The organism is Aeromonas sobria (assembly GCF_006243315.1).
In the GTDB taxonomy this organism is placed as follows: Bacteria; Pseudomonadota; Gammaproteobacteria; order Enterobacterales; family Aeromonadaceae; genus Aeromonas; species Aeromonas sobria_A.
This window is the reverse complement of sequence record NZ_NKWE01000060.1, coordinates 1-23,092: the sequence shown is the minus strand read 5'-3', so window position 1 is coordinate 23,092 and position 23,092 is coordinate 1. Positions and strand designations below refer to the sequence as shown.

The 23,092-nt window shown below is 53.8% G+C and carries 22 protein-coding genes, 1 tRNA gene and 2 pseudogenes; 23 read left to right on the top strand and 2 right to left on the bottom strand.

Annotation, left to right across the window (positions count from 1 at the left end):
• Positions 1-44: 44 nt before the first annotated feature.
• The 21 genes from radC (at position 45) to CF137_RS18635 (ending at position 21,081) form a co-directional block, all read left to right on the top strand.
• Entirely contained in the window at positions 45-542 is a 498-nt protein-coding gene (gene radC / locus CF137_RS18735; protein ID WP_139442905.1) for a RadC family protein, read from the top strand.
• On the top strand, positions 539-730 hold the full coding sequence (locus CF137_RS18730) for a hypothetical protein (protein ID WP_139442906.1): 192 nt from the start codon (positions 539-541) through the stop codon (positions 728-730). Before radC ends, CF137_RS18730 begins: the two co-directional genes overlap by 4 nt.
• 24 nt (positions 731-754) lie before the next feature.
• Positions 755-1,168, top strand: coding sequence for a hypothetical protein (locus CF137_RS22350; protein WP_234879795.1), 414 nt, complete (start codon positions 755-757; stop codon positions 1,166-1,168).
• Between the two features lie 54 nt (positions 1,169-1,222).
• The gene (locus CF137_RS18720; RefSeq protein WP_139442908.1) at positions 1,223-1,729 is read left to right on the top strand and encodes a hypothetical protein; all 507 of its coding nucleotides are present in this window, start codon (positions 1,223-1,225) and stop codon (positions 1,727-1,729) included.
• On the top strand, positions 1,729-1,944 hold the full coding sequence (locus tag CF137_RS18715) for a hypothetical protein (RefSeq protein WP_139442909.1): 216 nt from the start codon (positions 1,729-1,731) through the stop codon (positions 1,942-1,944). The genes CF137_RS18720 and CF137_RS18715 overlap by 1 nt, the downstream gene beginning before the upstream one ends.
• The gene (locus CF137_RS18710) at positions 1,941-2,303 is read left to right on the top strand and encodes a hypothetical protein (protein ID WP_139442911.1); all 363 of its coding nucleotides are present in this window, start codon (positions 1,941-1,943) and stop codon (positions 2,301-2,303) included. Before CF137_RS18715 ends, CF137_RS18710 begins: the two co-directional genes overlap by 4 nt.
• The gene (locus CF137_RS18705; protein ID WP_042019086.1) at positions 2,300-2,626 is read left to right on the top strand and encodes a type IV toxin-antitoxin system YeeU family antitoxin; all 327 of its coding nucleotides are present in this window, start codon (positions 2,300-2,302) and stop codon (positions 2,624-2,626) included. Before CF137_RS18710 ends, CF137_RS18705 begins: the two co-directional genes overlap by 4 nt.
• Positions 2,627-2,654: 28 nt before the next feature.
• Entirely contained in the window at positions 2,655-3,179 is a 525-nt protein-coding gene (locus CF137_RS18700; RefSeq protein WP_139442913.1) for a hypothetical protein, read from the top strand.
• A 234-nt stretch (positions 3,180-3,413) separates the two neighbouring features.
• Positions 3,414-4,136, top strand: a complete 723-nt coding sequence (locus CF137_RS18695) for a hypothetical protein (RefSeq protein ID WP_139442915.1) — start codon at positions 3,414-3,416, stop codon at positions 4,134-4,136.
• A gap of 77 nt (positions 4,137-4,213) precedes the next feature.
• Positions 4,214-4,705, top strand: a complete 492-nt coding sequence (locus CF137_RS18690) for a hypothetical protein (RefSeq protein WP_139442916.1) — start codon at positions 4,214-4,216, stop codon at positions 4,703-4,705.
• A 94-nt stretch (positions 4,706-4,799) separates the two neighbouring features.
• The gene (locus CF137_RS18685; protein ID WP_139442918.1) at positions 4,800-5,939 is read left to right on the top strand and encodes a tellurite resistance domain protein; all 1,140 of its coding nucleotides are present in this window, start codon (positions 4,800-4,802) and stop codon (positions 5,937-5,939) included.
• Positions 5,940-6,004: 65 nt separating this feature from the next.
• Entirely contained in the window at positions 6,005-7,495 is a 1,491-nt protein-coding gene (locus CF137_RS18680) for an SrfA family protein (RefSeq protein ID WP_139442919.1), read from the top strand.
• A gap of 18 nt (positions 7,496-7,513) precedes the next feature.
• Entirely contained in the window at positions 7,514-10,582 is a 3,069-nt protein-coding gene (locus CF137_RS18675; RefSeq protein WP_139442921.1) for a virulence factor SrfB, read from the top strand.
• The gene (locus CF137_RS18670) at positions 10,579-13,281 is read left to right on the top strand and encodes a putative virulence factor (protein ID WP_139442923.1); all 2,703 of its coding nucleotides are present in this window, start codon (positions 10,579-10,581) and stop codon (positions 13,279-13,281) included. Before CF137_RS18675 ends, CF137_RS18670 begins: the two co-directional genes overlap by 4 nt.
• A 5-nt stretch (positions 13,282-13,286) precedes the next feature.
• On the top strand, positions 13,287-14,351 hold the full coding sequence (locus tag CF137_RS18665; protein ID WP_139442925.1) for a hypothetical protein: 1,065 nt from the start codon (positions 13,287-13,289) through the stop codon (positions 14,349-14,351).
• The gene (locus CF137_RS18660) at positions 14,348-16,321 is read left to right on the top strand and encodes a vWA domain-containing protein (RefSeq protein ID WP_234879797.1); all 1,974 of its coding nucleotides are present in this window, start codon (positions 14,348-14,350) and stop codon (positions 16,319-16,321) included. The genes CF137_RS18665 and CF137_RS18660 overlap by 4 nt, the downstream gene beginning before the upstream one ends.
• Entirely contained in the window at positions 16,321-17,031 is a 711-nt protein-coding gene (locus CF137_RS18655; RefSeq protein ID WP_139442926.1) for an ABC transporter ATP-binding protein, read from the top strand. The genes CF137_RS18660 and CF137_RS18655 overlap by 1 nt, the downstream gene beginning before the upstream one ends.
• Positions 17,018-18,232, top strand: a complete 1,215-nt coding sequence (locus CF137_RS18650) for an ABC transporter permease (protein ID WP_234879799.1) — start codon at positions 17,018-17,020, stop codon at positions 18,230-18,232. The genes CF137_RS18655 and CF137_RS18650 overlap by 14 nt, the downstream gene beginning before the upstream one ends.
• Positions 18,222-19,766, top strand: coding sequence for a formylglycine-generating enzyme family protein (locus CF137_RS18645; protein ID WP_139442928.1), 1,545 nt, complete (start codon positions 18,222-18,224; stop codon positions 19,764-19,766). Before CF137_RS18650 ends, CF137_RS18645 begins: the two co-directional genes overlap by 11 nt.
• 143 nt (positions 19,767-19,909) lie before the next feature.
• Positions 19,910-20,581, top strand: coding sequence for a hypothetical protein (locus tag CF137_RS18640; protein ID WP_234879800.1), 672 nt, complete (start codon positions 19,910-19,912; stop codon positions 20,579-20,581).
• Between the two features lie 203 nt (positions 20,582-20,784).
• Positions 20,785-21,081 carry a TM2 domain-containing protein gene (locus CF137_RS18635; RefSeq protein ID WP_139442931.1) on the top strand — a complete coding sequence of 99 codons (297 nt, stop codon included), beginning with the start codon at positions 20,785-20,787 and terminating at the stop codon, positions 21,079-21,081.
• Between the two features lie 63 nt (positions 21,082-21,144).
• On the opposite strand, the pseudogene CF137_RS18630 reads toward CF137_RS18635, so the two are convergent.
• Together CF137_RS18630 and CF137_RS18625 are read right to left on the bottom strand one after the other, a co-directional pair.
• Positions 21,145-21,297, bottom strand: a pseudogene (locus CF137_RS18630) (IS1595 family transposase); the annotation flags it as partial.
• Between the two features lie 454 nt (positions 21,298-21,751).
• Positions 21,752-21,839 (bottom strand) — tRNA-Ser (locus CF137_RS18625).
• A 197-nt stretch (positions 21,840-22,036) separates the two neighbouring features.
• Here CF137_RS18625 and CF137_RS18620 point away from each other — a divergent pair.
• Positions 22,037-22,786, top strand: a complete 750-nt coding sequence (locus tag CF137_RS18620; RefSeq protein WP_101346179.1) for a DsbA family protein — start codon at positions 22,037-22,039, stop codon at positions 22,784-22,786.
• 149 nt (positions 22,787-22,935) lie between these two features.
• A pseudogene (locus CF137_RS18615) lies at positions 22,936-23,092 on the top strand (IS1595 family transposase); the annotation flags it as partial.

Genomic DNA, 23,092 nt, shown 5'->3' with positions numbered 1-23,092 from the left:
GCACGCCTCGCGCTGCCGGGGTCTTTCTTTTTCAGGAGAACACCATGCGTTACCACAAGCTGAAAGCCGGGGAATGCCCCGGCACTTATGTCGTCACCAACCCCGTGACCGAGCAAGACCTGCTGCGTATCGCCAACCAGATTGCTCGTAAACGCCTGGCCAAAGGCACCGCCATTACCAGTACTACAGAGGCCTCAGAGCGACTGCAAACCCTGTTGCAGGACCGGGAGCATGAGGTGTTTGGGGCACTGTTTCTCGACTCCCAGCATCGCGTGTTGGCCTTTGAGGAGCTGTTTCGCGGCACCCTCGATAGCGCCAGCATCTATCCACGGGAAGTGGTCAAAAGGGCCTTGTTACTCAACAGTGGCGCCATCATCGCAGTGCACAATCATCCCAGCGGTGACCCGGAACCTAGCCAATCAGACCGGGTATTCACCCAGGCCCTCAAAGAGGCCTTGGCGCTGGTCGATGTGCGATTGCTCGACCATCTGGTGGTCGGTGCTGAGGGCGTGGTATCCCTGGCCGAACGAGGTCAGCTATGAACCTTATCCCAAATAAAGCACACCTCACCGCCCTCGATATCCTCCTCGAGCTGAGCGGCTGGCTGGCAGATAACGTCCAGATGCAGGCAGAGCCCGCCATCGTGGCTCACCTGCCGAGTGGCTACCTGCTCACCCAGAGCGATTGTGTCGAGGCCATTGATACCCGGCTCCATCAGCTACGCCATTAGCAACGCCAAGAAGGGACAAGCACCATGCGATTACTCAACCCCTATTCCCTCGAAGAAACGCTCGAGAAGCTGCGCCATGGCCTGACAACCGCCAGCAATGAGAATGCGCTGACGTTGCTGGAGAAGGCAGTCACCAAGGCGCGTGATGACCCAGTTTATGCCAGGCAGCTTGAAGAGACCTTGCTACGTGGCTCCACCATCGAGATACGCGAGTGTCTCAGCTGCTTTGGCGACTACTTCGAGCGATCCCGAGACGCGCCGCCCTATTACCCGCATCACGATGCCGCCAACGGCATTGATTGTGCGATCTACGCCATCCTGTTTGATGCCGCCCATCCCGACACACTCCAGATCACCAATAACATACGGGGCGATCACGCCCAGCCCCCAAACTCGGATCAACAGCGCCAACACCATGACCCGGATATCCCGACATAACCCACAAGGCCACCTCACTACAGGTGGCTTTTTGCATTTCAAGGAGTCATCCCCATGTCTGCTTTCATGATCGATCGCCAGGACTACCTGGCCTTTGCAGTACAGTTGCACCGCTTTTGCAATGCCCCGATGCCACCGCACTACACCCTTGAGTTGCTGCGCTCCCTCTGGTGGCTGCCGCCAGCAGACACGACCAGTACCTGGATGTGGCGGGTTGACCGGTTAGTGCGGCTGATGATGCTCGCCAATCGGCGGGCTGTCTGGCATCGCTATCAACTGGGGCGTCAGCAGGACCGCAAGGAACCACGTCAGCACCGATCGACCAAGCTGAGTCTACTTAAACCTGCCCATCGCTATCACCAGGCACCACTTACTGATGCCGAACTGGTGGCGATCTACAAATTCACCTGCTGCGCCCTGTACCAATCGAGTGAATGGAGCGGGAGCCCTGAGCATGCGCCCCGGCTGGTGAAGGTAATACAGCAGTTGCAGCAGGCGCTGGCGCAAGACGTGCTGACCCGGTTGTCATTGTGGGAACAAGCCCCTTGGGGAGAGATGTAATGAACCTTTCCATCATCCTGACGGTGACAACCTCACCATCGAGCTCAACCGCCCAAATAGCACAACGTATCTCTGATGACATGACACACCTGCATCAGCGTTTGGGGGATGCAGTGAGCGATGAACTGGGCATCAGCATCAGTTATCTGGTCGAGCAGTTTGCGCTGCTGGCAGCGGCTTACCGTTCACCTGCAGAAAGAGAGAAACACCCATGATCGAATTCAACGATAGCTTCACTCAGGTCGCAGTAGCTCAGGCAATGAGCGCACATAGCGATTTGCATCGGCTCATTACCTATCAGCTCACCTTCCCGAAGTGGGCACACGACTATGACGAGACCGGCAAGCGCACTGGCCCCGACAAGATCAAGCCCGTGCCAACGATGCACAAGACCACGCTGTTCGTGAGTCCACTGGACATGGTGGACAACCAGCCCCGCGAGATTAACTTTGCGTGGTGGGAGCGTGAGTGCAACGACCTCGGCTATCCCGTTGGGGAGTGGCGACGCACCATTGTGGGTGCCTACTTCAACCACGGCACCAACGACAACCCAAACTGGAGCAGCCACACATGAGCATCTTCGAGCACATGACATGGGGACTGGGCACCCCGAACCTGCCCAAGCTGGGGGCTCGAGCCATTCTGCAACGTGGTTATGTTGATTTCCTGGGCGACCGTGCCGGTATGTACGGCGAGCCAGACGAGGCGTGGCGGGCCGAGTGCGACACGGTGCTGCCGCACTTCCTGCGTGAGTTAACCAAGATGGCCAAGGCATACCAGATATGCACCGACATGGACGAGGTGTTTCGCCTTGAACACAAGGGCTGGGTGTGTGAAGCCAGTCCGAGACGCAGCTACGGCTACCTCTACCTCGACATCTACCACCCCGCTAGCTAGCGGGGTGTTTGTTTCAAGGAGAAGTATCATGAACAAGTTCTATCACGTGGGCACACTGGCCCGCCGTGAAGTCACCGCCCTGCTGCACACGCTGACGCACAATGCAGCCGCCAATGCCGAGGGGATCCTCAACTACGTGGGCAGCAAGCTGAACCCCTACGACCCGCGCAAAGAGAAGGCCAAGGCACGGCACACATTGCGCCGGGTCAAGAAGGCTCTGAAGGCAGGGCGTATCCCGCTTGAGCTCACCGTGACCGGCTGCCGCATTGACCGGGGCAGCCACCAGGCTGACCGTTACTACTACGACCGGACGCTGCTGGCCCAGGGCTGGCAACAATACGATACCGAGGAAGACGCCTGGTACTTTGGCATCTGGATTCACACCGAGAAGCTGGAGACCTTTACCTACGCCGAAGGGGATACCAGCCATGTGATTGCGCCAAACGTCGAAGCGTTTCGTGCCGAACTGGCGCGGCTGTATCAGTACTACCCGCAGGCACCGGCGTTTATCAGCATCGACCCGGAAGCGGGCGTTGTGACTCACTACTTATAGTGCTGAGTCGTTCATTCAGGCGGTGTAGCACTGCTTAATTAACAAACAAGCTTAGTCATATCCATATAGGAATTTGACCATGCTCAAGTTTTTTGTTTGTCAGAGCTGAATCGAGGTGTGTTGAAAAGTGTGCCGCTGTAGTATGGAGAGCCTATAGGGTCTGGTGCCAAACGGAGTTAGTACTGCTGGTTAGAGGCATAGATTCATTTTTTACAACGTTCGGAGTTTTTGAAGATGAAAATTACGGCTAAACGCACAGCTATTTGTTTAATGGTTTCCGCCAGCCTTATTCTCTCTGGCTGTGCTAGCACTGGGAGCTCGGTGACAGGGAATCAACCGGCAACAGATTCAAGACTTACTAATGGCCAAGAGGCTGAATTTTTTAGTGCGTCTGGATTCCAGGCATGTGCCGTTGCCGCAGGTATGGGTGTTGCAGCTTGCATGCTTTTGAAGTCAGAAGAAAAAACTCAGTGTGCAATAAAAGCGGGCATAGCTGCATGTGGTGTGGCGATGGGGGCTAACTACTATCTTGATACTCGTCGCGCCGAGTATGCAAATACCACCGATCGTTTGCAGGCAATGAACAACGATATTCAAAAAGACACCGAGGTTGTGGTTGCTCGCACCAATACTGCCAAGCAGGTAATTGCTGACAATAGTAAAACCTTGACCCAAATTGCTAAAGATAAAGACCAAGCGGGTTTTGACAAGGTGGTAGCACAGCGTCAGCTCGGCAAAGTCGATGCTGATCTGGCTCAACTCAACAAAGAGTTGACCAATATGCGTAAGAAGGCGACCGAGTATCAGCAAGTGGCCAAAAGCGAGCAGAGTGAGGCAACCGAGACTGAGTTGGCAATGGTCAATACCAAAGTGCTTGAGCTGAACAAGCAGATTGCCGTATTAGAGAAAGAGGTTAATGGCCTTTATGACCAGCGCAGCGCTATCACAGTTGGTTAAATATCAACCATCGCATCATTATCGTTAAGGGAGTCGTCAATATCTCGGGTCTATCTGGATGTTGATAGGAAAATATTATGAAATTTAGAGCCGTCTATCTGAGTAGCTTGCTGGTATTAACTGGTTGTGCCACAACTCCCGCTGATTGCGATCCTTCCAACCGTAGCGCTAGCCTCCTCACAAAAATGAGTTGTGATTCCTCTGGAGGATACCGCCAAAAGGTCAACGACCAAGAGCAACAGCTGCAACGAAATCAGGAACTCAACGCACTATCGCATCAAATTTTGACCGACATGGAAAGCCGTAAGCTGCGTTCAAACACAACACTGGCACAAGAGCAGGCTGATCAGCAGGCATTGAAAGCCTCATTGAGTCAACTGGTTGCCCAACTAAAAGTTAAAGGTGGTAACCAAGTCGGGTTGCAGCAGCAGATCACAGCCCTGACCCAGGCCGAACAGCAGTTCACTCCCTCCTCAAATGATAATGCGGCTCAAGTTGTAGCAAGGAGAGAGGAGGCTGCGCTCCTTGAAGCCAAGGTTAAAGAGCTGAATCAAAGTCTGGGTTATTAGAGCTAATTTTTTCGACCTAGCTTAAGGCCATCTTGGCAGCAGAGTGTTTGTTAGCAAGCACTCTTTAGCGCGCTTTTGGATATGAAGTCTCTTTATGCAGCGAATAATATCGGATTTTCCGATTGACGAAAAAACGCTCGAAAATTATGAGCAGAGCCTTGCAGTACTCTGTCGTTATTTTCCTCCCCTCATTACCAGCCTGTTTGCGACGGCGCGTCGTAGCCGCGATGGTAATCTGGAGTGGTGGAGCGAGCGTGAAGGGCAACCCATACTGCTGAATGCGCTCCCTGCTACAGAACAAGCCATGCTGCAGGAGAAATGTCTGCTTCGCCAAGAGGCGATCCGTCAACTGGCAGAAGAGCTGGTTCGCCGTGGTGAGCCAGTTCCTGCCGAGCGACTGCATAACTTGCTCAAGCAGACACCACAACTCGCATGCTACGGCATCAATGGTGAGCCGGTGTTGGTTCACTGGGGGATCCCGCAACAGCCTGCAGACCCAATTCAGCTAGAAGAACCCACCCCTAGGCTTCACAAGGGGCACTGGATTACCGCCAGGCATCATGGCTGTCTGGCTGCGATATTATTGGCGCTGCTACTAGGGATCCTGCTGCTGCGTTGCTGGCCTACGTTATTCCCAGTTGATCTCCCCTCTGGCGGTAAGCGGCTAACCGAGTTGACCAAAGAACAGCCCAACGTCAGCCTAGTCAAGCAACACGATTATGGCCGTATTCGGGTCAATCTCAATTGGACTAACCCTAACCCAGACAATGCGATTGATCTGGATATCGCTGCTTTTGTTCGGCTGAAAAATCAGAAAAAAACCGGGGTTGAAGCGCTCAGTCGTCTGTTTGGTGATTATGACAACGTGCCTTATGTGGCGTTGGAGGGAGATGATCGTAGTGGGGACAACAGTCATGGGGAGTGGTTGCTAATTAACGGTTCTCATTGGCAGCAGCTCGATGAGGTGCTGATTTATGCCTTCATCTATAGCGGTGCTTCCAATTGGCAAAATACTCAGGCCACCATCACCATCCATATTCCCGGTCAACCACCCATTACGACTCGTTTGACCGAAGGGGGTGAAAATATGCCCGTTAGTGTCATCGCTCGGTTAATCAATGTTGATGGTGCGATCAAAGTTGAACGGATAAACCAGTATTTTGACGATCGAGAGAGCATCGATAAGGCGTTTGGATGGGGGCTAGAGTGGCATTCAACCAAAGGTAAAGGTTGAGCTGCCCTGCTGTCACAAGAGCTGAGTCTCGCAATAACATAATTAGATTTTTTGAGGGTTTATAGATGCAGGATTCCATCCAGGGTCCATTACTACGCAGTGGTCATAATTCCGCGTTTAAGGCGCTCGGTGAGACGGGTTTCCCTGTCTACCGTATGGCTTCCCAATTACGGGAGACCATTCGTCGTCTGGATACGGGGCACGATCTTGCACGCCATTTGGCAATTCCGCAAAACCATCAAGGGGGGGATAGAACCGACTGGTACAGTAGTTTTGCGGGAGATGTGATCCCATGGAACAGTGCTACTGAGTTTGAGCGAGCTGCTGCTTACTCGCAGCTTGAATCCTTTAAGCTAGCGGTGCTGGCACTGAGCGAACAGTTGCTGACCACTGATAACAAGGACAGAGGTGGTGACAAACGGGTCTTTGCAAGTTTGCTCAAACAGGTAGTCAATTTTCCGGATCAGGATTTTGTCTATCTGGTGGATGGGGTATTGGTAATCACGTTTTGGGGATTTGTGCACGATAACGACGAACAACGTGACCCGATGCACTGGCTAAAGCCTGTGAGCCCGAGCTTGACTACGCCGGGAGTAGCCGCGAGTGCCCCCGTCGCAGAGCTTGCCCCTGCGTGTGAGATAGTGCCAACAACAGGCGCGGTGCCGGCAATCCCCATGTATGCCCAGCCGGTAACACCGACAATCCAGAGCGCGAGTTGGTGGAGTCGCTGGCGTTGGAGTTGGTTGTTCTGGCCGCTGTTGTTGCTGGCTCTGTTGGCATTATTGCTGTTTGGTTTGCGATCCTGTGCCCCCAGCTTTTCACTGCCAGGCGTATCATCGATGGGCTTGCCAATACTCAGGGATAGTGCAGTAGCTGTTCCCTCATCAGGGCAAGCGCTGCCCGAGGCGCATGGTCCTGCTGATGTGGCAGCGACAGTACCTAGTCGAGCATCAGAGCCGCATACCACGGTGGACAGCGCCGCTTTAGCGTCAGGCGATCCGCTTACGCCTCCACCAGCCCCCTTGGCTAGCGGTGAGGAGTCGGTGTCAGCAAGCCCCCCGCCAGCTTCGATGCCGGGCACAGCTGCAGACCTAGAGCCGCCCACATTACCGCCAGCAAGTCCCCCTAGCACTGATGTCGCACCGAGTAATAGCACTCCGCAAGATCCGGTACCTCAAGGTAAGGAGCTGACAATACCGCCGACCATTACCAATGGGCCCGCCCAGTTTTTAGACGGTGACTGGAAAGTTAACGGGGGTATTCAGGACACCCAGACCGGCAAGCCTTTGCAACTGCAATACAGCTTCAAAGAGGGTAAAGGCCAAGTTAGCTTGCGCCAGTCCAATGGGGTTGTGTGTCGGGGCGCGGCTAGCGGCGTAATGAAAGACGGCCAATTGAGTATTAATAATCTGGGGCAAGCGCGGTGTGCAGATGGATCCAGCTATATGATCCCTCAAATCGAATGTAAGCCAGGAACGGACAATGGTACCGATTGCGTGGGCCGCAATGAGGGTGAGCAGCAGTTCCCCATCAAGATGCGCCAGAAAAATCCCTAAGGGCAGGAAGAGATAATCATGTTGCCAGAAATAAAACCATTTGATCGTCAGGTCACCCTGGTGGGTGATTCCGGAATCCAGTTTATGGATTTCGGTCTGACGCTGGGGCGCGAGCAGGCAGGTGAGTTTGTTGAGCTGGCCAGCGGCGTGCTCACTCGTCTGCTGTACAACGAAGAGAAGGATTTCCATTTCTTCCAGCCAGGGCCCGACGCCATCGAAAAGGCGCGCGCGAAGTATGATATCGCACTTAAGAGCAGTCTCGAGTTGCTAGACGGGATCTGGCTACCGCTGCCGCTGTTCCGGTTTAATTCTCCCCATTTCTACAACGAGGGACCGATCAACTGGGCACGTTTTCGGTTGGTCAAACTGCAAGAGCCGGACTTGGATGGCCATACCCATCGTCTGACTCTGGCTTTTGATACCCGGATCATGGCCAAGTTGCACGGCTCAGCCGATCTGGGGCCCAATCAAGAAGATGTCAGTGCAGGGGCCACCTTCCAACTTGCCACCTCGACCTATGCCCTTGGTTGGTATTTGACCCAGCCTTGGCTAAAAGAGTGGCTGCTTGAGGTCTTTAATGATGCAAGCCAAGGGCGTGATAGAGAGGAACGGGATAGCGAGATACAGCAACAATACCCAGTTGCACATTACCTTAATCTGCTCTCCTTGTTGGCGAAGCCGGTCGCTGATCAGCAAAGCAAAGAGCCGCCAAGGGTCGAGATACCGCAATTTCGGATCATCGCTAACGGCGAGACCAATGCCATCAAGCCGATCCCGGTGGATCTGGTACTCGATGTGGGTAACTCTCGTACCTGCGGCATTTTGATTGAGGATCATGGTCAGTCCGGTTCTGGCCTGATGCACAACTATGTGTTGCAACTGCGGGATCTAAACGCCCCTGAACAGGTATATAGCCAGCCCTTCGAGAGTCGCATCGAATTTTCTCAGGCCTTCTTTGGCAAGGATCACTGCTCGGTTCGCAGTGGTCGCCATGATGCATTTCAATGGCCGACCATAGCCCGGATCGGCAATGAGGCTGGCCGTTTGGCCAGCCGCCGTCGCGGCAGTGAAGGGTCGACAGGTCTATCTAGCCCGAAGCGCTACCTGTGGGATGAAAAATTCTATGGTCAGGGCTGGCGCTTCAACTCGGCTTATCAGCAGCACGATACCCATTCGCTGGCAACGGCGGCCCCTTTTGCGAACCTTATCAATGAAAAAGGGGAAGCGCTGCACACCATAGAGGATGAGATGGATCGCATCCCGGTGTTTACGCCCCGCTACTCGCGCAGTGCCCTGATGACCTTTATGCTGGCAGAGGTATTGACCCAGGCGCTGACCCAGATCAACAGCCCGGCGCAGCGAACTCGCCAGGGGCATGCAGGTATTCCGCGTCAGTTGCGCAATATCATTCTCACTGTGCCGCCCGGCATGCCGATGGCCGAACGCTGTATTCTTGATGAACGGATGCACCAGGCCGTGGGGTTGGTGTGGAAGGCGCTGCGCTGGCATCAGGGGGAACAAGACCCTTATCTTCGCCAGGAAGATGGGGATGTACAGGATAATATCCAAGTGCCATTGCCCCGCGTCCGAGTGGAGTGGGATGAGGCCTCCTGTGCTCAGCTGGTCTATCTCTATACCGAGATAAACCAGAACTTTGCCGGTCATCCGGAGGAGTTTTTTGCCGTGCTGGGCCGCCCCGATAGAAAGAACCGTGAGAGTATTACGCTAGCCTCCATCGATATTGGGGGCGGCACCACGGATCTGGTCATCACCGATTATGCTCTCGATCGCAGCGGGCAACAGGGGGCTGGTGTCAATGCCCATATCGTGCCACAGCAGCGCTTTCGCGACAGTTTCAAGATAGCGGGGGACGATGTGCTGCTCGATGTTATCCAGCTGTTGGTGCTGCCTGCGCTGGAAACCTCGTTCAAACAGAGTGGTGTTGGCTCGGTTGATACCCTCATGTCGCAGCTTTGTGGTGCCAATAACGTGAGCGCGGCGGAAGCTGTGCTGCGCCAGCAACTCAACTTACAGGTATTTGTCCCGATAGCCCTTGATTTACTGGGTCGCTATGAACAGTACGATCCGCAGGGCTTAGGTGCGAACGTGAGCGAGAGCCTGCGTTATGGCGACTTGGTGCCAGCTAATAACATCAGTGCGGCGGTAGAAGCGTTTGTACAGCGGGAGGTGCAAAAAGCGGGCGGCGGCAGTGACTTCAAGCTACGCGAGGTGCCCATCACCTTCAATTTGGCACAAGTGCATCAGGCACTGCTGTCTGGTCGTTTCAACATCTGCAAGGTGTTGACCGCGCTGTGTGAGGTTATGGCTAACTACCATTGCGACATGCTGCTGCTAACCGGGCGCCCCTCCTTGCTACCGGGTATTCAGGCCTTCATTCGGATGTGTCTGCCATTACCGCCGGGACGCATTTTGCCGCTGCATGGCTATCATACTGGCACTTGGTATCCGTTCCACAAGAATGGCCAAATTGATGATCCAAAGAGTACTGCCTCGGTGGGTGCCATGATCACCTTACTGTGTGCCAATCACAGTATTCCTAACTTCCATTTCCGCACTGCAGCGCTCAAGCCTTACTCCACCATTCGCCATATGGGGATCATCGATCTGCAAAATATCATCCGCGATCACGATGTGACCTACCGTGATATTCAGTCGTACGAAGGTCAGATCCGGCTGCCTAAGGTTGGCAGTGAAGAGACTGATACCCCAGTCTGGATCATGCGCGGTGACTTGCGTCTAGGCTATCGCCAGCTTGATGCTGAACGCTGGACCGCAGCCCCCTTCTATACCTTGCGTTTCAGTGATGAGGGGCGAGCCAAATATACCCAGGCTAAGTCTTTGGATGGCAGCTCACCCTATCTGGAGGTCAAGCTGGCCATTGGCAAGGATAACCGGGCCAGAGCATTGGGGCTTATCAGTGACAAGCTGATAGTCAGCGAGGTGGGTAGCAATACTGACAAAACATTCAATAGGCGGGATCTGGAGCTGGAACTCAACACCATGCCAGATGCCGGACTCATAGATAGCAGACACTGGTTAGATAGCGGGAGTGTAAAACAACAATGAAGCCTCAACAGGAGACCTTAAGTCAGGGTTGGGCGACAATCGAGCGCAGCGCCCAAGATGCACTTGGTTGGGTCGATGTAGTGCGCCATGACTCCCACCGGCTCGATAATGAGGCGGATAAGCTTAACCTCAGTTTGCATCGGGCTCGCAATGTGGCCCACAGCCTCAAGCGAGTGGCGGGGACCCCCATGACGGTGGGTTTTTTCGGCATTTCCCAAGCGGGTAAATCCTATCTGATATCAGCCTTGGCAGCCGGAGGTAATGGTGCGCTGGAGGGGTGCTATGGGGAGCATAAGGTTGACTTCATCAAAGAGGTGAACCCTGTGGGCGGCGGCAAAGAGGCTACAGGTCTGGTCACGAGGTTTACCCGCGCCAAAACCGCAGCTCCGGTGAATTACCCAGTGCCCTTACAGCTGTTTAGCGAGATTGACTTAGCCAAGATCCTGGCCAACACCTGGTTCAACGATTTCAACCACGAGCTGCTGAGCTATCAGCTCGATGAGGCGCGTATCGAGGCCCGGTTGCAGCCGTTTGAGCATCGCCTCATCAACCCGGTCGCCAACAATGGTGTCAGCCGTGATGATGTGGTGGCCCTGTGGGACTATTTGAACGGCAGTTTTAGGAAGTCGGTGGAAAAGCTCGAGCATGGCTATTGGCCACGGGTATTACAACTGGCACCCACACTGATGCCCGCTGAGCGGGCAGAGTTGTTCTCCCTGCTATGGGGCGAGCAAACCGAGCTGACTGAGATTTATCGTAACTTGGCAACCAGCCTTGCCAGACTGGACCACGCCAAGACCGTTTACGCACCTCTTGATTGCCTGTTGAATCAAAGTAACGGCAGCGTCAGCATCATGAATGTGGACAGTCTCGGCTTGTTGGGTTCAGTCGAGGACAGAACAGTCGAGATCTGTTTCTTGGGGGCTGACGGTCGGCACATGCCAGCCTCGATTGCCCAGGCCCAGCTGGCAGCCCTGACCACCGAGTTGATCTTTCCCATGGTCGAGGGGGCGGCGGGTAGCTTGGTGGAACAGGTGGATCTACTCGATTTCCCCGGCTACCGAGGTCGCCTCGCGATTAGTAAACTGGAAGAGGCAGCCAGCGCAGGTGGTAGTCCTATTTCTCAGCTACTGCTACGTGGCAAGGTCGCGTATTTGTTCGAGCGTTATACCGATAATCAGGAGATGAATGCCTTGGTGGTTTGTGCCAGCGCCGCCAAGCAGAGTGATGTGACCAGTGTGGGGCCCGTGTTGACGCGCTGGGTAGAAAAGACCCAGGGCAAGTGTGCCAGTGAGCGGCAGAGCCGCAAACCAGGTTTGTTTTGGGCGTTGACCATGTTTGATATACGGATCAATAGCGGGCTTAACCTGACATCTGCTCAGCTCAAGGAAGGCTGGGATGGCCTGATGCAGCAAACCCTGCTGGAACGTTTTGGCCAATATGAGTGGATCCAGGAGTGGGCTCCGGGGCGCCCATTTAACAACTGTTTCTTGGTACGCAAGCCTGGCATGCCGGTCCCTTTCTTGAGCATAGACGGTGGGCGAGAAGTGGCTGTCGCACCGCAATATGCTGATGTCTTGCAACAGATGGCGACCTCTTTTGTTGCAGGAAAAGGTGTTGCGCAACATTTGGCTGATCCCGAAGCTGCGTGGACGGCGATGCTGTCGCTCAATGATGGTGGTATGGCCCTGCTTGGACAAGAGCTGAGGGGGGTGGCACATCTTGAATTCAAGCTTGATCGACTCCAGCAGCAGCTCGACGCCAAGCGCAAAGAGCTGGCGGAACAACTGCTGGGGCGCTGGTATGAGCAAGATGGTGACGGCCAGCTGGCGAAAAAGCGGGAGATAGGCAAGCAGCTTTGGACTGGGCTTGGCGCCCGTGTTAACTCCCTCGGTGAGCTGATTAGCCAGCTGGATCTGCCCTCAGCGGAACTGAGCAATATCTACCTTAGTATTCGTGAGGATGTCCCCAAGGATGATGGGGGAGAAGCCACCGCAATCTCTCCTTATGGCAGTAGCCCGGCGAACCCGTTTGGGCAGACGCCCTTTGGCGCTAGTACTTTTGATAGCAGCCCATTTGCGAGCAATCCTTTCGATCAGGCTGATGTCGCCGTGGTGAACACAGCCGCCAAGGCTGAAGAGCGGGTAGGCCAGGATGATGGCTTCGCCCGTGAGGCATTCAAGGCATGGGTCGCTCATTTGCGGGATCTGCCCACCCGGAAAACCCTGCTGGCTCAGCTCGGTATCGAGACCGAATTGATAGACTTACTTACTGAAGAGTTAGTCACTGCGGCTAACCGTCTGGATCTGGAGGGAACGTTGAAACGAACCCTGGCTGGTCAGGAGCAGGCGGGGGTGCGGCGAGAACAACAGCTTGCACGGCAAGTGATGAAGGCTCAGCTTATATTGCGCGATTTCGTGGCTTGGTTTGGTTTTTTGGCCATGCCACCAGAGAAGGTACCACACAGCTTTGCGGGCACTAAGGGCAAGCTATTTGCCCGTGGTTCAGCAATAGGCCAAAACGAGTTACCTTGCCTGCCTGCCACTCCGCTCAATCCTGCCATGGCGTATTTGGGGGATTGGCTCTCTTCCCTGGTGCTGATCACCCAAGATAACGCGGGCCATAGCGCCACACGGGATATTTCTCACGATCAGAATCAGCGTCTGGGCCAGATCATCCATCAATTAAAACAAGAGTAAGCACCATGCTAGCCAAAATAATTGCTACCGACCCCGCTGTACCGGGTGAAGCCCAACTACTAATCCGGTTGCGGGGCATCTCCGAGCTGGTGGATGGGCTCGAATTTTCTCTTCTCAATAATCAGCAGAACTATTTGCAAGAGGGGGGGCTGTGGAGCCCCGCCCCCCACTGGTTTGGCATCAGTGGCGGTTATCCGCTACAAAGCGGCAGCGGTTTTCGGGTGGGTGCTGCGATCGTGGATCCCTTGTTGGTCAACTCAAGCCCAATTCAGATCAACGTCAAGCTGGCTTCTAGTGAAATCCGTCATACCACCTTGCAAGTGGCACGCGAGGCGGTATTCCCCTCCAGTGCTCGAGGCGAGGTGGGTGAATATGGTGGCAGCAGTGTCATTAATTCACCCGAGGTTGATGCTCCTCCAGTGCCAGATTTAGCTCCAGTTGAGGTGCCGGTTGAGATTGAACTGCCAGCCTTCCGTGCGGAACCCGAGATCGAACCAGCGCCCGTGCCGGTGGAGACGCCCTTACTGGCGGCCACTACGGCTGCTCCTAAATCGAAGACTCCGCTGATCCTAGGTGGGGTGGTGCTGTTGCTGCTGATTGGCGCCCTGATCTTCTGGTTTAGCCGCTCAGCAACTGCACCAGTGATCGATCCTATTGCTGCAACGGCTGTCGAACCGGTGGCGGCAGAACCAGTGGTTAATGAAGCCAGCGGCGAGGCAACGGAGGATGGTTGCAGTGCCGCTAATTTGGCGACGAAGAGCGAATTGGAGTTTGTGCAGGCCTGTATTGCACAGCAGCCGCCAACCGATACCTTATTGGCGGTGATCCAAAGCGCCAAGTCAGCCCAGAAATGTGGTGTGGCGCAACGCCTTTATGCCAACCGTGCGCAGGGGGGAGATAGCAAGGTGGCCCTAGCCTATGCTCGTGAATATGATCCCAAGTTCCACCAGCCGAACGACTGCTTTAAAGAGGCTGATAACGCCACTGCAGCCTATTGGTATGACACAGTACTTCAGGTTGAGCCCGACAATGGCGAGGCCAAACAGCGCTATGAGGAGTTAAGCAAGTGATTGCAGCAACTAGGTCATTGCGCGGCGCGGCAGTACTCATGCTGCTGTTGGGGGGCGCAGGTGCGGCGGCGGCCGAGACAACATCGGAGCATCGTCCATTGTTACAGGAGGGGAAAAAGAGCCTATATCAACGAGTATTGACCACCCCCGGTTGCGAGTTGGTGGCCGAGGCGGGTCAGACGTCTGGGGTGCTGCAACCAGCCTTCAGTAGCTTCTATGTCTATGAGCAGGTCAATGCCAAGGGGGCCGGCTGGGTAAAGGTCGGCCCCGACAGCTATGGCCAGAGCATCGGTTGGTTACCCCAGTCTTGTACTGTGGATTGGAAGATGCAGCTGACTCTGGCTTTCACCAATCCGGCTAACCGGGATCGCCTGCTTTTTTTCAAGGAGCGAGATCAGCTCAATCAGATTCTGGAGGCGGCGGATCCGGTCGCCAAGGTTGCACCGCTGCGCGCCGCGTTGAAGAAGCAGGGCAATGCTGGCGGGGTGCTGGCGCAAGAACCCGAGTACTTTGTCGATCTGCAGCAACAGTTCTATCTGTTACCCATCCTCAGTGGTGAGGAGGTCATGACCGAGGATGGTTTCTACACCCGTTTGCTCAATGTGGCCTCGGTCAGCAAGGCCGAGTCGGCCACTGTTGAACCCAGTGCCAAGGTGAGCCAGCTCAAGGAGTTCAATGCTGCTGTGGTGTTCGTGGTGGATTCCACCATCTCGATGGGGCCTTATATCGAGCGAACTCGAGAGGCCGTGCGCAAGGTCTATGAGCGGATCAACAAGGAAAATCTGGGTCAGCAGGTGAAATTTGGCATGATCTCCTTTCGCTCCAACGCCCAGGCGGTGCCTGGTCTGGAATACACCACCCGCATGTATGCCGATCCTAATGAAATCAAAGATGGTGCCGATTTTTTGACAAAAGTGGCCGATCTCAAGCAGGCGACCGTTTCGAGCAAGCTGTTCAATGAGGATGCGTATGCAGGTGTGATGCAGGCGATAGACCAGGTCGACTGGAGCCACTTTGGAGCCCGTTATGTGGTGCTGATCACCGATGCAGGTGCGATAGAGGGGGATAACAAGCTCTCTACGACAGGATTGGATGCCAAGCAAATCCGCTTGGAAGCTGCCAACCCAGGTGTGGCGATATATACCCTGCACCTGAAAACGGCGGCGGGTAAGAAAGATCACGCCAAGGCTGCGAGCCAATATCAGGAGCTATCGACTTACAGTGGTACCAATACCTCGCTTTACTATCCGGTCAATGCTGGCGATGTAAACGAGTTTGGTGACAAGGTTGATGCGTTGGCTACCGCCATCACCGAGCAGGTAAAAGCATCCTACTTTGGCGAACCTGCCATCGGCAGCGCCAGTAACGCCACGGAGGATGATTCGCTCACCCCGGAGCAAAAATTGCTGCAAGATACTGCGCTAATCGGTCATGCCATGCAGCTTTCCTACCTCGGCAAGAAGAGTGGAACACAGGCTCCCCTGGTGTTCGAGGCCTGGATCAGCGACCGGGATCTGATCAAGCAGAATATCCCGACCACCGAGGTCAGAGTGCTGCTCACCAAGGGCCAGCTTAGTGATCTTAGCGATGTGGTGAAACAGATTTTGGATGCGGCTAATGAAGGCATGATCTCACCGGCCAAGATGTTCGAGCGCTTGCGCTCGGTGGCTGCAACCATGGGGGCTGATCCCAATCAGCTCAAGCAGTTGGATAATACCAGCATCACGAGTCTGGGGGTGATGGGGGAATACCTTGCCGATTTGCCTTATCGTAGTGATGTACTCAATCTGGATGAGGAGACCTGGAAGAGTTGGGATGGGTTGGCACAGGAGAAGTTTATCCGCACCCTAGCGACCAAGTTGCGCCATTACCAGCGTTACAATGCTGATGTCAGTCGCTGGGTGGCGCTGGCCAAGGATAGCGATCCCCGTGATCATGTCTATCCGGTTCCTCTGGAAATGATGCCCTGATGCTGTGTATCGAAGCTATGAGCATAGTGCGGGGCAGCGGTGAACAGGCCCACAGGGTCTGTTTGCCCTCACTGAACTTGCCTCTGGGGCAGGTGGTCGCCGTGACAGGGGAAAGTGGCTGCGGCAAGAGCACCCTGCTTGAGGTGATTGGACTGTTACTGACTCCCAGCCGCGTGGGGCGGTTTGAGATGGAATTTTCTGATGCAACTCCAGCAGTGGTCAATATTGCACGTTTGCTGGCGGCCAACGATCAAGCGGCGTTAGCCGCTATCCGCGCAGCCAGAATAGGCTTTATGTTGCAAAGCGGTGGTTTGCTGCCCTTTTTGACTGTGAGAGACAATATCCGCTTGCCCTGCCAACTGCTGGGTATCGCAGAAGATGAGCGGTTACTCACGCGGGCCGTCCAGACCCTCAAGTTGGCGGGATTGCTGCACAAGAAACCGGCCCAGCTTTCTATCGGGGAGCGCCAGCGAGTTGCTTTTGTGCGGGCGGTAGCGCATCGACCTAAGCTGTTACTGGCCGATGAGCCTACCGCGTCGCTTGATCCCCACACTGCGAGATTGCTCTTTGCGCTCTTTATCGAGTTAGTTCAAGAGTGGGGCATCGCGGCGCTGGTGGCCTCCCATGATTGGGGGCTGGTCAAGACGTTTGGCTTGCCCTGTCTCAAAGCTAATTTGACGCGGGGAGAAACTCATTTTGCGCTCTCCTAAACGCGGACTACTGCTGCGCTTGGCCATGCAGGATCTTTGGCATGATCGCTCGGTATCGTTTTGTATTATCTCCTCGCTGGTGGCCGTTATCGCCCCTTTACTCCTGATGTTTGGGTTGCGTTATGGGGTGGTAAGCCAGTTGCAGCAGGAGCTTGCGAGAGATCCACGTAATCTGGAGATCCGCATGGTGAGCAGTGGCCACTATTCAGCAGAATGGATCGCTGCCCTGCAGCAAAAATCGGAGGTAGGTTTTGCCATCGGCCAAACCCGATCCCTCAATACCCAAGCCGATTTGCTTAAAGATATGAGCCATTTCATTGAAAATGCGGAGGTGATCCCGACCGATCTTGGGGACCCGCTGCTCGGTGCATTGCAGCTGGGGGGAGAGGATGAGGTGATCCTCAGCTCCGAGGCCGCGCGCCGCTTGGCTGTCCGTGAGGGTGACACTATCCGCTTGCGCGTCATGCGCCAGCTAGACACTCGACGCGAATGGGGAGAGCGCACCCTGACAGTGGGCGCGATATTAGTGCCCACTTATTTCAACCGTCCAGCCCTGTTCGTGCAGCAGTCCTTGCTGCTGGCGCTGGAGTCTTTTCGTGATGGCTATCGTATCCCTATGCTGGGGATCAGCACAGGTCTGCCGTTAACGGACAAACCGCCGATGTTCGCTCGCGCCCGCATTTATGCCAACAGTATTGACCAGGTGGCGGCGCTTGATCTGTGGCTCAAGCAGCAGCGCATCGAGACAGTGAGCAGGCTAGCAGATATCGAGAACATAAAGAGTATCAACAGGGTACTTAGCCTCATCTTCAACGTCATCGCTGGCACCGCGCTGATCGGCTGTATTGCCTCCTTGATCGGCGCTTTCCTCGCGAACGTGGATCGCAAGCGCAAGCACATTGCAGTATTGCGCTTACTCGGTTTCACCAGCCCGGCGGTGGGCCTCTACATCATCTTTCAGGGGGTGATCCTGACGCTGCTTGCCTATGGGGGTGGCATTTTGCTCTATCTGAGCGGCAGTGCATTGTTTAATAGGACGCTGGCTAGCAGCCAGAGTACCGAGCAGATGATCTGCCGGATCACCCCATTTCATAGCTTATTGGCCCTAATTCTGGCCCTGACGGTAGCCATTCTGGTGGCCATTATTGGCGCGCGACGAGCCATTGCCATTCAACCTGCGGAGAGTCTGCGTGAACTCTAAGAAGACCTTATCCCGGCTCATCATCATGGGATGTGCCCTGTCCAGCGGTAGTACATTTGCTGAGCCATGGCCAGAGAAAAATTACAATCCCAAACCCGATGCAGAAGATGTGATCCTGCCGATGCCATGCGAGGGATCCATGGCCTTTCGGCGAGTGCAGGTGCCAGTCAGCGGCCCGCTGGAAGACTTACCCATTCAGGTAGGTCAAGACGGCGGCGACTGGGGCTTTGTCGAGCACACTCATCCTGCTTTCATTGCCGGTAGTTTCACTCAGTCAGCTAAGGAGCAGGGCCGCTATTACCTGATGGCTAAATATGAGCTGAGCCAGCTGCAATATCAGGCACTTACCGCAGATACCTGCCCTACACCATCGAAGAAGCTTAGCCTGCCGGCGAGCGGCATAAGCTGGTTTGATGGGGTCGCGGCAACCGATAAATACAATCTTTGGTTGCGACAGCATGCCGCTGACCAGATCCCCAAAGAAGATGGTAAAGCGGGGTTTGTACGCTTGCCGACCGAAATCGAGTGGGAATTTGCCGCTCGTGGCGGGCTCAAGGTCAACAGCGCTGAGTTTCGTGATATTCGTTATCCAATGAATGACCTTAAAGAGCATGAATGGTTTGCCGGGGCTCAGTCAGCCAATGGTCGTTTGCAACTGGTGGGGCTGCTTGCTCCTAACCCGTTGGGCTTGCACGACATGTTGGGCAACGTGGACGAGATGATGTTTGAACCTTTCTACCTCAACAAGCTCGATCGTCAGCATGGTCAGGCAGGTGGTTATGTGGTACGAGGTGGAAATTACCTTACCGAGCAGGCCGCCTTGCGCAGTGCGGCCCGCAAAGAGGTGAGTTACTACGATGACGATCGTCACTTTACCAGCAAGAGTACCGGACTACGACTGGTGCTAGTTTCTCCCACCATGACCTCGACCAAGCGAGTCAAGAGCATCGAGAGCAGCTGGCGGCAACTGGGAGCAAACAAACCGGCAGGGGAGGCCAGTGATAAGAAGGATGCGGTCAGCGAGCTGAATACACTGGCCTCCGGGGTTGACGATGAGGCGCTCAAGCAGAAACTGAAAAACCTGGAAGGCCAGCTCAGGGCTAGCAACCAAAAGCAGCAGGAAGAGCGTGCACAGTCGATTCGCGCCAGCCTTAACCTCGGTGCCTTTCTTTGCACCAAGTTACAAGATGATGGCAAGTTCTTGGATTTTCTTAGCTCCAACTATGAGCTGCTCTGCAGTGATAAAGCAGATCAAAACTGCGCAGCTCGCAAGACCAAGCTGGATGAGCAAAAAGAACGACTGAGCCAGCTTACGGGCTATTACGCCAGTGGTTTGGTTGAGTCTGCATCCATATATGGTGAGGGCCCAATTAAAGAGCAAGTATCAGTTTTTAATCAAATGCTGACAATTAACAAAAAGCTGAATGGACTTAGGCCATTTCTTGCAACTCATTGGGCAAACCAGCAGCGTTATCTACAAAATGGAAAAATTGATGCTGTCATGTGGTTGGAAAACTGTAAGAAGTTGCAATGACTTAATTGAATTTAAAAATGCTTAGCCTCTTTGACCATTAGTGAGGTCATGTTCTGAATTCCAATATCTATGAGTCCCTATGCGAAGGGGTCATCACGCCCCTAAAGGTGAACGGGGATTACCCAAAACCAATGGAGAAAATCATGATCCATTTTTTTAACCAAGTATTACGCGTAGTTTTATTTAGTGTTTTGGTAACCGGTTCGGTGGCCACCTTCGCTGCTGATGGTACTTTTGAGATTGAGACCAAGGTGCCTGCAACTCTGAGCGGAAAACTGAGCTATGCCAGCATGAAATTTTGGGTCGAAGTATCAGGGAAAGATGCTGTGGAGCTATGGTTCAACGATGAGGATTACACTGCTCTAATGGAACTTGTGGGAACTCAAGTAGCATTTGATGGCTCTATGGTGACTTACACCAATGGGAGTGTCTATTTTCAGCCTAAGCTGGCAAACGCATCGGCTGGATTTACTGTACGCAAAAATGATGAATTGAACTTTGATGTGCTGCTCAATGGTGAGCTACTGACTCATCACGACAGTTATGCTGGGGTTGATGTGGCCCACCAGTTTGCAATACCCGATGGTAAAGCCGCACTTCTTGAGCTTTTTAGTGGTGGGGTGGCGTGTCCTGTTCTCTATCAGTTAGTCATTACCAGGAAAGACTCTCTGACGATGATGTCTGAGGTATTTGGCACTTGTAGTGATCAAGGCAAGCTCAGTTCCCATAGCAACAGTTTTACTCTCGAACTGCCCGGCAATCCTAGTGAGCGTTGGGTATGGGATATCAACAGCCTTATGCTACGTAAGGACTGACAACTGCCATTGAAAAAGCTTCATGAATAGTTCATAGAGCAATTATGTTGGGGCATGAAAAATTCGGTGTTAAAATTGAATGGATTGGAAAGGTGCACTCCTGATGAGTGGGATAGATAGATGGTGTTTCGATATTTATAAGCATACATCATCGTATGAGATTTAACTTTTATAAATAATGTTCATATAAAAATGGAGCTTATATGTCAGAGATGGTTTTTTGTCGAGGGTGTGGTAAGGAAATTCACAAAACAGCAACATCATGTCCCCATTGTGGAGCAGTATATGGTGCAAGCAAGAGCCGGATTACTGCCGCTCTACTTGCTTTTTTCCTTGGTGGGATTGGTATTCACAAGTTTTACCTTGGCAAGGCCCTGCAAGGGTTTCTATATCTAATCTTTTGCTGGACGTTTATTCCGGCAGTCATCGCCTTCATTGAGTTCGTGATATACATCTGTATGTCTGATGAGAAGTTCGCAGAGAAATACGCCAAAGTGTAGTCAGGGGGGAGTATCTGAGCCCGCTTGCGCGGCGGGCTTTTTAGGTTCAAGATTTGCCGTTGGCTATGTTCCGATTACGTGTTGCCCCAGTGCCTCATGCAAACACGCTTTGATATTTACGCCCCTTTCGTAACGTTCCAGCATCATGCGCCAACCTAGGTAGTTCTTCAGGCAGTGCGTAGCCACGCCATGGAACAGCTCCATCCACTCTGCCAGTGATTCGCTGGCCCGACACATGGCTCAAAAATTTTCGAGCATCACGGACAGGCACCTTTTGAACATGATTCATTTGGAAGGAAACCCCCGTACCTGAGTCAAGATGACGGTTCAGCGGAATGTAGTGTTATCTAGCCACCCCAGTTAGCCAAAATGACATGATGGGCTGCAGCATGAAATTATCGAGAAGCTTGCTGCTCTGTCAGCGTTTCGTGATGTAGCAAATAACCTACCGAGCAGTGTTGATAGCAGAGATACAGAGTAGATAGTAAGACAGATAGGGCCGAAGGCCCTCTCTTGTTTTGGGTAATTTGAAAGGAGTGGTGGCAATGACCTGTCCAAGGGAGTGCTATCAAGGGGTAGGACAGCCAACACCTAATGGCATACTCACTGGCATACCAAAAATCACAGATACTAAAAAGCCCAACCGAATCAATCAGTTGGGCTATATAGATGGCGGAGGAGGTGGGATTTGAACCCACGGATGGTCACCCATCGCCGGTTTTCAAGACCGGTGCATTCAGCCGCTCTGCCACCCCTCCGCAGCAGTGCGGCGAATATTACCATGCTGATCCGGCTTGTAAATCCCCACTTGGTTTGATTGCTGGTAAATTGCGCAAAATGACATAAAAAAGTGGCAAAGCGGGTACCACCTGCGCTTTTTAGGCCAGATAACTTGACTTGAAAACAGACTCAACCACTATAGTGGCCTCTATCATATCCTCTGCAAGATAACGTTATGACTATTAAAAATGCCCTGTTTTGCGCGCTGGCAGGCGTGACCCTGCTGGCTGCACCGGTACATGCAAGCGAGCTGACCAAAAGTGATGTCGAGCAAATCGTTCGTGACTATCTGGTCAAGAATCCGGAGATCCTGGTCGAGATGTCCAATGCCCTGCGTGCCAAGCAGGAGAGCCAGCAGGCCGAAAGCGATAAGGCGCTGATCAAGGCTCACTCCAAGCAGCTTTATGCCAATAATGATCCCGAGATGGGTAATCCGAAGGCTTCGCTTACGGTGGTGGAGTTTTTTGATTACAACTGCGGTTACTGCAAGCGGGCCCATCCGCTGGTCAAGCAGCTGATGGCGGAAGATAAAGACATCCGTTACATCTACAAGCAGTTCCCCATTCTGAGCGAGTCCTCCTACCTTGCGGCCCGCGCTGCCTTGGCGGTACAACTGGGCCAGCCTGACAAGTATCAGGCGTTCCACGAGAAGCTCTATACCCATCAGGGCCCGCTCGCTGATGACGCACAGGTCAAGCAGTTGGCACAGGCGGCCGGTGTTGACTGGAGCAAGGTGGAAGCCAAGATCAAGGATGGCAGCATTGACCAGAACCTCGGCACCAACCGTGCGCTGGCTGAAGCGCTCGGTATTTCCGGTACTCCGGCCTTCATCATCGGTGATCAGATCCTGCGCGGTGCCCCCCGTGATCTGGCCAGCCTGAAGGGGTTCATCAAGGACGTGCGTGCCGGCAAGAGCATTCAATAAGCGCTTGCCATGGCAAGGGGACTGAGCGCCCCAAGCCAGATACAGAAAGAGGGTCGGTATCACTACCGGCCCTCTTTTTTATGGCTCTGTCCCAATTATGTGTTGAAAGGCTAAGCTTGAAGTAGGCCATCACCTTGAGGTCTACCATCATGGATACCCCAGCCTTTCAACACCTGTTGTCTCTCTTTCCACAGCTTACCCTGCGCCAACGCCGTGTTGCCCGGCAGGAGCTCACTGCGCCCCACGCCATTACCTCACTCAATACCCAGTTACCGGCATGCTGTGGCTGCCCACATTGTCAGGCCG